Raw genomic sequence first — 13,663 nt, 5'->3', positions numbered from 1 at the left:
CCCGTCAGCAGCCTGTGGTGTTCCCTCTGCGGTCCTGTGCCGCCGCCCGGGCACTCGGGGCATGCAGGTGGGCGAGGTTGTTGGCGGGTGGCTTCGTCGACCCCCGTGCTTCCCCGCTGTTCGCCGCTCGATCCGCTGCGGCTATGGTGCCCTCACTGGCTGTCCGGAGACGGGTGGCCTGGGCCTCCGAATACTGCCCTGCTCTCCTGATCCCCTTCGAGTGTTGGCTCGTGCCGCCGCGCGGTCAGGCGCTCAGCTCGGCCACGGTCCGGTGGTTCTTCGGGAACAAGGGGCCGATCAGCAGCCGGTCGAGGCCGGGCAGGCGCATAGCGCGGAACCCCCAGCGCCGCAACAGGAGTCTGGCCGACGAGGTCGGCAGGAACCACTCGGTTACGCGATCCCGGGCCGCCTGCTGGACTTCGGTCGCCACCGGACGCCAGCGCCGCTCGTAGTCGGCGAGCGCTTCGGGAACCGAGGGCGCCGCGTGCAGCCGTTCGGCCAGCACGTAGGCCCCCGCGATGCCGAGGGACGCGCCTTGTCCGGCGATGAGCGAGACCGCGTGGGCGGCGTCGCCGACCAGCGCCACCCGCCCGTCGGTCCAGCGCGGCATGTCGGTCTGGGCGACCTGGTCGTAGTAGATCTCCTCGGGAGGCGGGCATCGCTCCAGGGCGCGCTGTGCCAGGTAGCCCATGCCGGTGTATGCGCGACGCAGTTCTTCGCGCGGGTCATCGGGCAGCTTCGGGTCGGTGCTGCGGCGCACGGCGAAAACCGCGACGCGGCCTTCCCCGAGCCCGTAGAAGCCCATCTGGCGGTTGAGGGTTTCGGTGAGTATGAACCGGCCGCTGACCTGCTCGAAGACCTCTGGATCCGTGAAGACGAAGGCGCCGGTCTGCAAGCCGAGGTACCGGAGGTATCCGCGTTCGGGACCGAAGGCCAGTGAGCGGACGCGGGAGTGCACGCCGTCCGCGCCCACGATCAGATCGGCGTCGAGCGCGGTGCCGTCGGAGAGCGTGACCTTGTCGTCGTCGATCCGGTCGACGGTGGTGCCGTAGCGGAGGTCGATCTCATCGGTGACGCGCTCACGGAGCAGGCGTTCGAGCTCCGGGCGCATGATGCTGACGATCTCGCCGTTCAGTGCCTTCGAAAAGAGGGCGTAGTCGACGCTGACGGTCACGCGGCCACGGCCGTCGATGTAGCGGAGCTCTTCGACAGGGCTGGCGAGTTCCCGTAGCCGCGCTTGCAGGCCCATCGCGGTCAGGGCCTCGTATCCGGGGCCGAAGAAGTCGATCATGTACCCCTGGGTGCGCGGCCCGGGTGCGCGGTCGACGACGTGGACCTCCCACCCGTGGTGACGCAGGCGGTGGGCCAGGGCCAGGCCGGCGATGCCGGCACCGCAGATGACGGCTTTCATCAGTCTGCTCCGTTCTGGTCGGTGCTGGTGAGTCGGCGCAGGAGCGGGGCGATACGAGCGGCCGACAGTTCCGGGTCAAGACCTTTGTGGAGTACGAAGCCGTCGAAGACAGCCATGATCACGCTCGCCGCGTGCTCCGGGGTGCGGTGCCCCGAGCGGGCCAGTGCCGCGGCGAGGGAGGTGCGGAAGCCGGTCATGAGTTCGCTCATGCGCTCGTGCAGCCGGGCATCGCGTGTGGCGGCGAGGTACGCCTCGGTGAACAGCAGAGATGCGGGGTCGGCGCCGTTGTGCTGGTCGAGTTCGTACAGCACCGCCTCGACGCCGTCGGCGGGGCTCGCCGCCTCGACGAGGAGTGAGGCGGTGGCGTCGAGCATGTGGCTCATCTCTTCCAGTGCGGCCTGGCGCAGCAGCGCCTGGAGCGACTCGAAGTGGTAGTGCACGAGTCCGGAACGCACACCGGCTCGCTCGGCCAGGACTCGTGTGCTCACGGCGTTCCAGCCGACTTCGCCGATGAGCTCCCTGGCGGCCGCCAGCAGCTGCGCGCGTACATTCCGGCCGCGTTCGGCGCTGGTCCGACCGGGCATTCCCTCTCCTTGGTCGATCGTATTGGGCGACTGACCAAAATGTAGCGCGTGCGGCTGCCCTGTGCCAAGCGGCCTTCTTTCGCCGGTACTCGGTCAAACCTCGGGGACGCAGCCCGGGAGGAGCGTCACCTCCACCCATTGCGACGACCGGATTGCCCGCTCGCTGTGCGCGGGCGCCCTCAACGTGGTCTCCCTGCACGGCTGCACCACGTCTCGGGCCGGCCTCCCGGACGGCACCCAGGCGGTGTTGGTCGGCGGACTCAACACCACGCTGAAGCAATATCTGATGGAGAGCCTCGCAGCAGTCGGCATCCAGGCCGAGGACGCCTCCGGCAGCGAAGGACTGGGCGGGGTGAACCCGGCCAACATCATGAACCGCACACTGCTCGGCCAGGGCGCCCAACTGGAGATCACCACGCCGCTGCGTACCGTCATGTTCGGCACCAACACCCGGGCGGGCCGCAAGAACACCACGACGCAGGTCTTCTGGGACGTCGTGCACGCGGTCCGTCAGGCGGTGGGCAGGATCGAGGCCGAACAGATCGTCGCCTGAAGCCCCGCCCCGGTGGAACTCCGACGCACGCTCGCCTGTGGACGGCGCCCGCTGCGGCGCGGTGCCGGGGGCACGCCGTCGAAGAGAGCCGGGGCGACGGCCGTCCAGTCTCCTGACGGGACGGCGCGGAGGAGGGACATCTCCTCCACTCCTCCACAGCCATCGCCAAGCTCGCTCAGGAGACCCCGGCGGCGCAGAGCGCGAACATCGACACGGTGTCAGGCGCCACGTACACCGGCGCGGGCTGCGAACAGTTCCTGCAGAATGCCCTGGATCAGGCCGGCGTCTGAGGACATCAACCTGACGTATGCACTGCTCGAGCCCGTGAACCCCTCGACCGCCGCGACGCCCGCGCCGTATGCCTGCTGGGCCGCCACGCGGTGTTCCGGGTGCTGCCCGACGACCTGCCACTTCCACGCGGGTATCCCGGTGCCGAAGTCCCAGTGCCGAATCCGAGCTGGGGTGGGCGGCGGGCAGCGACGGCGGCACGTTCGGCATCGCGCTGCCGCGCTGATACGCGAGGCTCCTGGGCCCTGCGCTCCGCGACGGCCGGGTCCGCCCGCCCGTTCTGCGTTGCCCCTCTCCCGCGTGGTGCCCCGCAGATTCCCGAAATTCACGTGCAACCCTCGGCCCTCACTCCGAGTCTCCTGAACGCCAACTGTTCGCAAAGCCCAGGGAAATTCCAGGCGAATGCGGATGGTGTGTCGCTTCGTCGAGGGGATGCCCGCCAGGCTCCCCCGCCTGCCGCAGGAGAATCCGTATGCACAAGCGCACCCGTACCGCTGTGGCCGTCGCCGCGGTTGCCGCCCTCACGGGCGGACTGGCCGTGACCGCCACGGGAACGGCGTCGGCTGCCGACCACCCGGCCATCGCCCAGGCCGACTTCAATGCCGACGGCTACGGTGACGTGGCCGTCTCCGCCGGGCCCGCCTACGTGAACGGCCGGTCCGGAGCCGGAACGGTCACGGTCGTCTACGGTGGCGCCTCCGGCAACCGCTACGCCACCATCAGCCAGAACACCACCGGCGTCCCGGGCACCGCCGAGCAGGGCGACTACTTCGGAGCCGACACCGCGTACGGCGACTTCGACGGCGACGGCTACGACGACCTGGCCGTGGGCGCCCCGGGCGAGGACGTCAGCGGGGACACCGACGGCGGCACCGCGGTGATCCTGTGGGGCTCGGCGACCGGTCTGAAGGGCGGCACCACCCTCACCGACCCGCGCCCGACCAAGCACGACTTCTTCGGCCGCACCCTTGAGGCCGGTGACTTCGACGGCGACGGCAAGGACGACATCGCCCTCGGCTCCAGTGGCTCGACCATCGACATCCACCGTGGCGGCTTCGGCCGCACCAAAGGCAGCACGGGGGGCCGCTACACCGCGCAGGCAGCCATCTACGCCGGTGCCGCCGACGGCGGCGGCCCGCTCCACCTGCACTCCGGCGACATCAACGGCGACGGCACCGACGACCTGATCGTCAACGGCTACGCCACCGACGACGACTACAACGCCAACTACTGGCTGCCCGGCGGCGCGAGCGGCGCCACCGGAAACGGCGCCCAGAGGCTGCCCGCCGGCATCATCACCGACATCGGTGACACGGACGAGGACGGCTACGGCGACATCGTCATCGGCCTCCGCTGGGATGAGGGCGTCGCGGGCGCCAACAAGGGCGGCACGGCGCACATCGTGCACGGCACCGCCGACGGCCCCGCCTACGGCGACACCCAGACGTTCACCCAGGACAGCTCGGGTGTCCCGGGCGCGAGCGAGACCGGCGACTCCTTCGCCGACGAGATCGACCTCGGCGACATCAACGGCGACGGCCACCTCGACCTGGTCGTCGGCGCCCCGGGCGAGAACCTCGCGGGCGTCGCCGACACCGGTGCGGTCACCGTCCTGTACGGCGCGGCCGACGGCTCCGGCATCACCGGCCAGGGCGCGAGGTTCCTCAGCCAGGACACCCCGGGCGTACCCAACTCCAACGAGACGAACGACTTCTTCGGCTCCGACGTCCGCCTCACCGACCTCGACGCCGACGGCCGCGCCGACGTGATCGTCGGTGCGCTGGGCGAGAACGGCGGCAACGGCGCCGTCTACGCCCTGCGCTCCGGCGCCGACGGCACACTGTCCGCCTCCAGCGGCATCTACACCTCCACCGTCGGCATCTCGGCCAGCGGCTCCCCGCAGTTCGGCCACAACTTCGCCGACTGACCCGACCACTCCTCGACGGGCCCGCCCGGCTCACGGGCGGGCCCGTATCCGCGTCGGAAGGAGCCGCCCTGCGCGCACGATCCTTCACACTGCTCACCGCCGCTCTCGTCGTGGCGGCCACCGTGCCGCAGGCGAGGCATCATGCTCGCGGGCCGGTAGGCAGCAAGGCCGGTACGTCCGCACGGAACTCGGCGGTGCCGACGGCACCACCGGCGCGAAGGGCGACTTCGACGGCGACGGGTACGGCGATCTCGTCCTCGGCGACACCGACACCCCGACCGCCGAGAAGCTGGGCGGTCATGTCGGGGCGAGGTCTCGGTCTGGTGCGGAGGTCCGGCAGGGATCGACCCCGGGCAGCGGCCCACCCGTATCAACCAGGACACCCCCGGAAAGGGCATGGACGCCGGCTGCCGGAGCGGAACTCACTGACAAGCCTCCGGATGTGTGACCCGCTCGATCGTGCCGTGCGGTCGATGCGCTTTCCCGGCCGGCCGGACGGGCGGATCAGCGCAGTCCGGCGAAGAGATCGTTCTCGGGTACGGTCGCGCCGGTGGCGTCCTGGACACGTACGAAGGTCTCCATGCCCATCAACTCGCCGAACCTCTCCTTGCCCATCTTGAGGAAGAAGATGTTCTCGCCCTGACTGGAGTGCGCGGCCAACGCGTCGAACTTCTGACCGCTGAACGCCGTGGTGTCCACCCACGTGGTGATCTCATCGTCGGGGAGCCCGATCTCGGCCATCGCGGCGGCCTCGGCAGGATCCGGCTCCGGCATGTCCGGATGAAACTCGCGCATGATCTCGCCGAACCGCTGCATCATCGAGCGGGGCATCGTCGTCCAGTACACCTTCGGTGTCAGCTCGGTCATCTCCAGCGCCGCCATCGTGATGCGATGGGCCTGAATGTGGTCGGGGTGACCGTAGAAGCCATTCTCGTCGTAGGTGACGACCACATCAGGACGGTAGTGCCGCATGAGTTCCGCGAGTCGTGCCGCGCCTCCCTGCACGGAGGTCTGCCAGAAGGATCCGGGGGCGTCGTTGCTCGGCCAGCCCATCATCCCGGAGTCGGCATAGTCCAGCATCTCCAGATCGCTGACCTTCAGGACGTCGCAGCTCGCCTCAAGTTCTTGACGGCGCATCAAGGCGACCGCCGCCGGATCATGTCCGGGATCGCCCGGCTTGACACCCCCCGGACCGTCACCGCAACCGCCGTCGGTACACGTCACGAGAACCGTGCGAATGCCTTCCGCCGCGTACCGCGCGAGGACACCTCCGGTTCCGGTGGCCTCGTCGTCGGGGTGGGCGTGTACTGCCATGAGCGTCAAGGGCCGGTCAGTCATGAAAACAGTCCTCCTGCGGAAATACTTATTGGTCCGAGTGCACGTCGGGCGTTTCGCGATCCTGGGGCCCGAACCCTGGTGGGGCGGACGACCTTGTGGTCTCCGTGTTCCCCGCCCGTGTGGGGCCGGTCCCTCGGTCGAGGTAACCGTGCCGGCCCGACCGGCTGTTCCCGGTGCGGCCGTTTGGCCGTCCAGGCGTCGGCGTTGCAACGCGAACGAGGTACAGGCGCGACATGTATGTCTCAGCGCCATGTCGCTCCTTGGAGGCGACAAAGCGGGGAACTGGGAGCGCTGGTACCGAGGCAACGTTCCTCTGGCTGAGCAGCTCTACCGTGACCACACCGGCGACACAGAGGATTGAGGAGGAGCAGGCATGCCCAAGAAGGAACCGCAGGGCTGGGGGCCCTGGAGCAGGAGCTGTACGCAGCCGGCGTGGACACGGCGAGGTCGCCGCGTATGCCCGGTCCTGTGGTCCCGGCCCACCGAACCGGGCACTGGCGTCACGGTGATACCCAGGGGGACCGACGCTCGCCGGCACGCGGAATAACGTCGTAGGGACCGAGATTGGGCAAGGCCCGGGTGCGGGGCCGAGGGCGGTTGGAACGTCCACGCGGCCCCTGTGGCACAGCCTGTGTACAGGGCGGCGTATGCGAGGGAGTCGCAGGTCAGGCCGGTCTCAACAGCCATGTTGATGGCGACAGCCGTGCGGGCCTCGAATGCACAACCAATGGATGACAAGGGCTCGCGGAGTCGTGACAGGTGACCGCCCAGCGCCGGTTCGACAGGCCGCGGGCCCCTGTGCGGGCCACGGCCCCGTGCGTCGGCGAACCGGCTGGTACGGGGGTGTTACGGGAGCGCCATGTGCCAGATACGCGCCCAGGTGGAGGCGTACTGCCGCAGCAGCGGGCCAGTGGTATAGGGGATGCCGTACTTCTCGCACAGCTTGCGCACCCGGGGCGCGATCTCAGCGTAGCGGTTGCTGGGCAGGTCGGGGAAGAGATGGTGCTCGATCTGGTGGCTGAGGTTGCCGGTGAGGACGTGCAGGAGAGGGCCGCCGTCGATGTTCGCCGAGCCGAGTGCCTGCCGTACGTACCACTCGCCGCGCGACTCGCCCTCGATCTCGTCCTCGGTGAAGGATTCCGCGCCGGCGGGGAAGTGGCCGCAGAAGATCACGGTGTGCGCCCAGATGTTGCGGGCGGTGTTGGCGGTGAGGTTGCCGAGCAGGCACGGCAGGGCGGACGGGCCGGCCAGCAGCGGGAAGAGGACGTAGTCCTTGGTGAATTGCCGTGCGCCCTTGCGGGCCATCCCGGCGAGGTCGCCCAGGAACGCGCGTACGGACTTGCGACCCTGGACGACGGCCTCGGGCTCCAGGTCGTACAGCGCGATGGCCCACTCGAAGAGCGGTGCCAGCAGCGGCCCGCCGTAGAGGGGCTGGAGGAGATGGACGGGGCGCCAGGGCTGGTCCTCGCTCATCCGCATGGCCACGTAGCCGAGGTCGCGGTCGCGGCCCACCACGTTGGTCCAGGTGTGGTGCAGGTCGTTGTGGGTGTGCTTCCAGGCGGCGGCCGGGGTGGGGAAGTCCCATTCCCAGGTGGTGGAGTGGATGGCCGGGTCACGCATCCAGTCCCACTGGCCGTGCAGGATGTTGTGGCCCAGTTCCATGTTCTCCAGGATCTTGGCGGTGGTGAGCATCGCCGTCCCGGCCATCCAGGCGGGCGGCAGCAGGGAAACCGCCAGTGAGGCCCGGCCGCCGGCTTCCAGGGCGCGGTGCACGATGATGAGGGTACGGATGTAGCGGGCGTCCTCGGTGCCGCGCTCGGCCAGCACCTCGGCGCGGATGCGGTCCAGTTCCTGCCCGAAGGCGTCGGCTTCGGACGGCGCAAGAGCAAGCGCAGCGGCCACTGGTTCTCCCTTCCCAAAGGCTCGAGGCTCGACAGGCATCGAGGCTCGGCAGATGGTCTTTACAGGTCGATGTGCGCGGGTGGGTCTCTACAGGTCGATATGCACGGGGCCGCAGACGGCCGACACGCAGGTCTGGATCACATCGCCCGGCTCGCCGTGTACGTCGCCGGTCCGCAGGTCGCGGACCCGGCCGGCGGACAGCGGGCTGAGGCAGCTGCGGCAGATGCCCATACGGCAGCCGCTGGGCATGACGACACCCGCCGCCTCACCGGCATTCAGCAGGGACGTGGCCGGGCCGGCGTCTGTCTCGACACCGCTGCGGGTGAAGCGCACCCGCCCGCCGTGCCCGCCCGGTCCCCTGCCGGGCACGGCCGGTGACGGCGGCCGGAACCGTTCCAGGTGCAGCCGGTGCCGGGCATCCGCGTCGCGCCAGGCCCGCTCGGCGAACGCGAGCAGCCCTTCCGGCCCGCAGGCCCAGCTCTCGCGCATCTCCCAGTCGGGGCACAGGGCGCCCAGGCGTACCCGATCCAGCCGCCCTTCTTGGCGGGTGTGGTGTTCGTGCAGCGTCAACCAGCTTTCGCGGGTGGCCATCGCACGCAGCTCACCGCCGAAGACGACCCGGTCGGCGTCCGGCGCGCTGTGCACCAGCACGGTGTCCGGACGGCGGCCCGTGCGCCTGGCGAGCGCGCGCAGCATGGCCACCGCGGGAGTGATGCCGATACCGCCGGTCAAGAACAGCAGGCGCGGAGGCGGCGGGCCGGGCAGCACGAAATCCCCCTGGACAGGACCGAGGCGCAGTCTCTCCCCGCACCTGACCCGGCGGGCCAGGTGCGGGGACACCCGCCCGTCCGGGACTGCCCGTACGGTGATCGCGAAACGCCCGGAGCCGTCCGGCGGCGTCGTGATCGAGTACGTCCGCCAGTGCAGTGCGCCGTCGATCCCCACCCCCACCGGCACGTACTGCCCGGCGGCCCGATGCCCCGACCAGCCACGCCCCGCCCGCACGGTCAGCGTCGTCGCGTCCGCCGTCTCCGCCCAGACCGCCTCCACCCGGCCCGCCGGCCACTTGGCCGACCACAGGGGATCGACGACGGCCAGAAAGTCGTCAGGCAGCAACGGGGTGGTCAGCCGCCCGGCGCCCTGCCAGACGGGCCGCGCCAGGTGCCGGAGCACACCGACCATTCCGTCTCTCCGTTCCTCGTCACTCTCCAACCACCTACGCTCACGCAGCCGTGGACGACCGGCAAGCCGGGTTGCTCCGTCCCTGACGGGCATGACCCTGGCGAACCGGCGGCTGCCGCCCGCACTGACGACGACCTTGCGGCGCCGGTGTGGACACGCATGCAACGCGATGCGCATCCCGGCCACGGCTTGCCAAGCCCTCATCCCCGGTATGTCCGACCGCCGACTGGTCGGCGGTACCTGCGGTTCCGGTGTTCGATCCCTGGCATGGCGTCGTTGCGGCCAAGGTCCGCGATCCGTGCGTCATGCCAGTGCTGAGCCGGCGGATCAGGGCGATTCCGGCAGGGCGACCGGGACGCGATCATGGCGAGGATCACCGCCAAGGTGACCGATCTGAGTGGTCCTCAACTTCCTCGGCCCGAGGGCAAGGGCCCCGTCGGGTGTGCCCAGCGCGGACTTACCGCGCTCTGCGCGGCGGCCCGGCGGCCAATCGACATCGAACCCGAGGGCGCGGGCGATTCCGTCCGCCCAGCCCCGGCCGAGGCGCCGGCCGAGCAAGCCGTACGGACACCGACCGCTCGCCTCGGTGAGGAGTGCTGCTGGGGTGGGGCCTCGCCTCCCGGGATGGCCGCAGGATCATCGCAGCGGCCTGCGGATCCACACCTCCCGGGCAGCCGTCTCTCGTGGGACGAAGACCAGCCGCTGGCGGGTGGGAAGCCCGGTCCTGACGGTGGCCACGGCTGGTTCGTCGGTGGTCGTGTCCACATAGATGGCTTCGAGCATGCCGATCTTGTGCTGTTTCGGGTCGACCACGTCATGGTTGCGCCACTCGCGGATGTCGGCTGAACGGATCATGTCCTGCTCCCTGCCTGCGCGCCACCGGTTGTGCAACGGCCCCGGCGTATACACACCGGGGCCGCTCTTCCGGGCCATTGCACGTGAGAGTGCGCCGACCCATTTGTCATCGTATGGCTGAAACGCCCTTCTGGCATAGGCGGTTTCGGGAAATACGGCCCCTGGCTCCGGTGTCCTGAAGTGGCACTGTCGCGTCAGTCGCGCTCCCCCTCATCGGCCTCCATGAGCCGAATCCCCTGATGCGTCAGCGTGACCATCGCGGGTGCATTTCCCCGGCGTCCAGTCGGCCGTGACAAGTCCTTCGCCCACCAAATATGTGCAGGCCGCGGCGAGATCCTGCTCGGGGATCCCCAAGTCGTCACGCAGCTTCGCCCCGGTGACGCCGAGGAGGCGATTGCCTTCCGTGGCCTCGTACAGGGTTTTCATGATTGCTTCGCGGTAGTGCTTCCGCTCGTGCAGTGTTGCCATGATTGCCGCCACTCGCGCCGAGCACCGACGAAACGTCAGCTGGGGTACGAGGAACTCCTGGTGTTCACTGTACTCCGGGCCGGGCCCCGAGCACCTGCGTTGACCTGCGGTTTTCTTGGGTACCGGACCATTGGGCGGCAGCGTCTGGGCGAGCCTCGTCGTGGCCGGTGCGGAGTATCGTGGACCCAGGAAGCGTCTTTGCTTCCCCGGCGGCGACGCCGACATCGCCCCAGGCGGTCGGCGAACCGGCGAACCCGCAGACAGGCGATGACGATGCCCGACCCCGATCTCTCACGTGAGGCGAAGCTCCTGCCGGACGCGATCCACCAGGCCGTCCGGCCCGGAACAGCCATCCTGCGGTTGCAAACGACACACGACCGCGCGGGAATCCTCGACGGTGCGTGGTGGCCACGGTCCCGCGACATCGGCGCCGAGCTTCCCAGCCTGATCGCCGCGGTGACCGAACACCTCGGGCCTGTCACGCGCGTCGGCCTGGACTCCAGTGCCTGGGAAGAACTGCCGACGCGGTTGATCATCGACGACCGTGTCGTGCACATCGACTCCTCTCCGGTCGGCGACGACACGGTCCTCGTCACCCGGGGCGATCAAGATCTCTTCTCCCTGCTCGTGGTACCGCCGCACGCGACACCCGACGCGGCGCGCGACGCGATGGCCAGGGCCGTCCGCGCCGACAACCTCACACAGGCGGCGCAGATCCTCATCGACACCGGCACCGGTCGAGTGCTTCCGATCGCCACGGAAGCCTCGTAGCCCGGCCAGGATCACCACCACCCGCGTGCGGCGCCCGGTGATGCGGTGCGAGACGCCCGGCGATCGGCCGCGCGAGCCGGGTCCGCCTCCTTTCGCGGCATGCAGGAGTACGGTGGAGCAGGCGAGGCCCCTTCGTATGCCGGTGCCAGGCCGGTTTCGGCCTCGCGGTTCCACGACAACGGGTGCTCGCGCTCGAGGCAGGTTCCGCCAAATGACCGCCGAAGCCCTGCCGTTGCCCGACGGGCCGTCGGCCGAGGTCCGATTCGTCTCCCCGTACCCGGAAGTGACACGACAAGTCGCCGATGCGCTCCGCTGGTTCTTCGCCTTCGACGAAGGCGGCAGCTACCCGGCAGGCCTCAAAGCCACGGACCTGCGCCAGCGCCTGCCCCTGGCTCCCTCGTACTCTCCGCGCTCGTAATCATCGCGCTCCTCGCGCCCATTGCCGCCCGTATCGAGACCAGCAGGCGGCCGACGGACCGTACGCACCGAACGAGAACACCTGACCGTCCCTGAGCAGCAAACCACCCGTCCACACAGGACCAGCCCCGGACCCCGGCCGCGCCACCCGCACCGAGGTCAAGGAGCTCCGCATGTCGCTCAGTTCCGCCAAGTCCATGGCCGAACCCCCTCAACGGCCGTCCCGTTGAACGCCGTCCAGCCGCCGTCATCCGCCTCCTCGAACGCCTCAGCTGGGTGTACGACGTGCGCTGGCCGGCACCGGACCGCGTCGCCGCCCGCCGCGTGTGGACCCGGCCTTCCCCTTTTCTCGCGTTTCTCATGGCAGTTGACAGGAGCCTTCATGACGACCGCACTGCAGCCCCCGCTTCCCTCGTCCCCCCTCCTCCGTCTGCGTCTCGCACCCCGCGCCGGCATGCCGCGCCGCATCGACGGAGCGTGGTGGCCTCGCTCGTACGAACTGCTGGTGGAACTCCCGCGGTTGCTCGCCGGGTTGCCGCAGGCCTGGGGACACATCAGCAGTGTCACGGTCAACGGGGCGACGTGGTCCGCGACCCCCGGCCGGATGCTCGTCTTCAACCAGGTCGTGCGCCTGCGCAGGTCCACCACTATGTCCGCCCCGGACACGGTCTGTCTCCTTGCCCCCAGCCGGGGGCGCTGGGACTTGCTGGTCGTACCGCCCGACACCCTGCCCGATACGGCCGAGCCGCTCATGGCCGCTGCCGTGGGCGACGACCCCATCTGATCGTGAGCGGTGTGCGGGGAGTGCCGTCCGTATGGCGAAGCTGCGCGATGGGCCTCGCCCACCCTGGCCGGCTGTGGTTGCCTGAGACAGCACCGGTCGCCGCTGGTCATCCTTGCCGAGACGGAGCACCATACGGCAGCTTCACCAGCCAGGGTCGTCCCAACAGTCCGTTCTGCGGCGGTGGGGCGTCATCGGGCCCGGCCGCTGTCCGGTTGTCGCGCCGAGGGCCGGAGCGCGGCAACGATCAGGATCACGGTCACATCCCTGTGATCAGCCGCCTCGGCCCGGTCGGGGTGGCCGGGTGACACGAGGAAGTGCCCTCCCTGCCCTCCGACGCCTCCTCAGGAACCTGTGCCCGATAACCCGTCGGGCTGCCGGGGAGGGCATGTTCCGTCGCCATGAGCTCGCTCGCGGTCATCGGAGGGCAGGAGCCGTCGCTCGCGGCGGCCATCAGCCGGGCGGCTGCCAGGGGGCTGACCTCCGGCGGTATCACCAGCAGGTCCCACCGGCCGGCGGTGTAGGACAGCAGCATGATCTTGTACGGGTCCAGCTCCCGCGCGAACCAACCGACCTTCACCACATGACCGTTGACGGGCAGCTTGCGCGGGATGATCGGCCAGTACTGAGGGTTGACGGCGATCCGGGTGATCCGTCCCCACAGAGGATCCAGCACGTCGGCCAGAGCGGAGAGTTCGCCTGGCAAGTCCCGGGAGCGGGGCCACCAGGCGCCGTCCAGGCCCCCTCGGGACGTGCTCATGGGCTTCAGCGCGAGGCGGGTGCTCGGAACCCTGAAGGGCACCATCCGCAGCGGGGCAAGGTCGGTGGTCGCGGACATCGCGCGAACCCGTCTCCAGACCGTTGCCACAGGCTCGGCCCGGTGTCGAACGGGAGTGGTGAGAGCGGTAGCTTCCACGAAGCCTCCAGGTGAGCCACGGGCTGACAGCCGCAGGCTACTTGCTGATGCCGACACAGCACGCGGTCTCACGGTTGCGTGGGCCCTCGGCTTGGGAAGCTCATGGCGTCTAGAGCGTCCTACAGGCCTGACCTGCGGCGGCGCGACGTAGACGCGCGGTAGACGGTCGATTGGTTCCCCCGCTGTTCCCTGTGGTTCCCCGCACGATCTGGCACGCGTCTGGCACGAGTCATTCGTCGCTGCACCGCTCCAAGACCAGGCCTATGGAGC

The 13,663-nt window shown here is 69.6% G+C and carries 13 protein-coding genes and 3 pseudogenes; 7 read left to right on the top strand and 9 right to left on the bottom strand.

All coding sequences use genetic code 11. The annotated features are described in order from the left end of the window. Nucleotides 1-244: 244 nt before the first annotated feature. Together OHT21_RS21880 and OHT21_RS21875 are read right to left on the bottom strand one after the other, a co-directional pair. Entirely contained in the window at nt 245-1,411 is a 1,167-nt protein-coding gene (locus tag OHT21_RS21880; protein ID WP_328770047.1) for an FAD-dependent monooxygenase, read from the bottom strand. Then, a complete protein-coding gene (locus OHT21_RS21875; RefSeq protein WP_328770046.1) occupies nt 1,411-1,995 on the bottom strand; it encodes a TetR/AcrR family transcriptional regulator in 585 nt (194 codons plus the stop codon). The genes OHT21_RS21880 and OHT21_RS21875 overlap by 1 nt, the downstream gene beginning before the upstream one ends. Nucleotides 1,996-2,179: 184 nt before the next feature. Between OHT21_RS21875 and OHT21_RS21870 the strand changes: the two genes are divergently transcribed. The 4 genes and pseudogenes from OHT21_RS21870 (at nt 2,180) to OHT21_RS21855 (ending at nt 4,763) form a co-directional block, all read left to right on the top strand. Beyond that, a complete protein-coding gene (locus OHT21_RS21870; protein WP_443050412.1) occupies nt 2,180-2,548 on the top strand; it encodes a poly-gamma-glutamate hydrolase family protein in 369 nt (122 codons plus the stop codon). 215 nt (nt 2,549-2,763) lie between these two features. Further along, the gene (locus OHT21_RS21865) at nt 2,764-2,838 is read left to right on the top strand and encodes a hypothetical protein (RefSeq protein WP_328774178.1); all 75 of its coding nucleotides are present in this window, start codon (nt 2,764-2,766) and stop codon (nt 2,836-2,838) included. A 42-nt stretch (nt 2,839-2,880) separates the two neighbouring features. Then, nucleotides 2,881-2,961, top strand: a pseudogene (locus OHT21_RS21860) (VapC toxin family PIN domain ribonuclease); the annotation flags it as partial. 347 nt (nt 2,962-3,308) lie between these two features. Continuing rightward, nucleotides 3,309-4,763, top strand: coding sequence for an FG-GAP repeat protein (locus tag OHT21_RS21855; protein ID WP_328770044.1), 1,455 nt, complete (start codon nt 3,309-3,311; stop codon nt 4,761-4,763). 139 nt (nt 4,764-4,902) lie between these two features. Here OHT21_RS21855 and OHT21_RS21850 read toward each other — a convergent pair whose 3' ends face one another. The 6 genes and pseudogenes from OHT21_RS21850 to OHT21_RS21825 all read right to left on the bottom strand — a co-directional run bounded on the left by OHT21_RS21850 (nt 4,903) and on the right by OHT21_RS21825 (nt 10,508). Then, nucleotides 4,903-5,064 carry a hypothetical protein gene (locus OHT21_RS21850; protein ID WP_328770043.1) on the bottom strand — a complete coding sequence of 54 codons (162 nt, stop codon included), beginning with the start codon at nt 5,062-5,064 and terminating at the stop codon, nt 4,903-4,905. A 203-nt stretch (nt 5,065-5,267) separates the two neighbouring features. Next, complete coding sequence (locus tag OHT21_RS21845) at nt 5,268-6,101, bottom strand: PIG-L family deacetylase (protein ID WP_328770042.1); 834 nt, start codon at nt 6,099-6,101, stop codon at nt 5,268-5,270. An 846-nt stretch (nt 6,102-6,947) separates the two neighbouring features. After that, complete coding sequence (locus OHT21_RS21840) at nt 6,948-8,003, bottom strand: fatty acid desaturase family protein (RefSeq protein WP_328770041.1); 1,056 nt, start codon at nt 8,001-8,003, stop codon at nt 6,948-6,950. Between the two features lie 87 nt (nt 8,004-8,090). Next, nucleotides 8,091-9,185, bottom strand: coding sequence for a ferredoxin reductase (locus tag OHT21_RS21835; RefSeq protein WP_328770040.1), 1,095 nt, complete (start codon nt 9,183-9,185; stop codon nt 8,091-8,093). Between the two features lie 672 nt (nt 9,186-9,857). Further along, nucleotides 9,858-10,040, bottom strand: a pseudogene (locus OHT21_RS21830) (PRC-barrel domain containing protein); the annotation flags it as partial. A 194-nt stretch (nt 10,041-10,234) separates the two neighbouring features. After that, a pseudogene (locus OHT21_RS21825) lies at nt 10,235-10,508 on the bottom strand (hypothetical protein). A 273-nt stretch (nt 10,509-10,781) separates the two neighbouring features. Between OHT21_RS21825 and OHT21_RS21820 the strand changes: the two are divergent. The 3 genes from OHT21_RS21820 to OHT21_RS21810 all read left to right on the top strand — a co-directional run bounded on the left by OHT21_RS21820 (nt 10,782) and on the right by OHT21_RS21810 (nt 12,480). After that, a complete protein-coding gene (locus OHT21_RS21820; protein ID WP_328770039.1) occupies nt 10,782-11,279 on the top strand; it encodes a DUF5994 family protein in 498 nt (165 codons plus the stop codon). A gap of 211 nt (nt 11,280-11,490) precedes the next feature. Then, complete coding sequence (locus tag OHT21_RS21815; RefSeq protein WP_328770038.1) at nt 11,491-11,697, top strand: hypothetical protein; 207 nt, start codon at nt 11,491-11,493, stop codon at nt 11,695-11,697. Nucleotides 11,698-12,078: 381 nt separating this feature from the next. Next, on the top strand, nt 12,079-12,480 hold the full coding sequence (locus tag OHT21_RS21810) for a DUF5994 family protein (protein WP_328770037.1): 402 nt from the start codon (nt 12,079-12,081) through the stop codon (nt 12,478-12,480). 256 nt (nt 12,481-12,736) lie between these two features. On the opposite strand, the gene OHT21_RS21805 is transcribed toward OHT21_RS21810, so the two are convergent. Beyond that, nucleotides 12,737-13,315 carry a DUF5994 family protein gene (locus OHT21_RS21805; RefSeq protein ID WP_328770036.1) on the bottom strand — a complete coding sequence of 193 codons (579 nt, stop codon included), beginning with the start codon at nt 13,313-13,315 and terminating at the stop codon, nt 12,737-12,739. Nucleotides 13,316-13,663 lie beyond the last annotated feature (348 nt).

The sequence above is a fragment of the Streptomyces sp. NBC_00286 genome (assembly GCF_036173125.1).
Taxonomy (GTDB): Bacteria; Actinomycetota; Actinomycetes; order Streptomycetales; family Streptomycetaceae; genus Streptomyces.
Note: the sequence above shows the minus strand (reverse complement) of the source record. Positions and strands in the feature narration are given on the sequence as shown.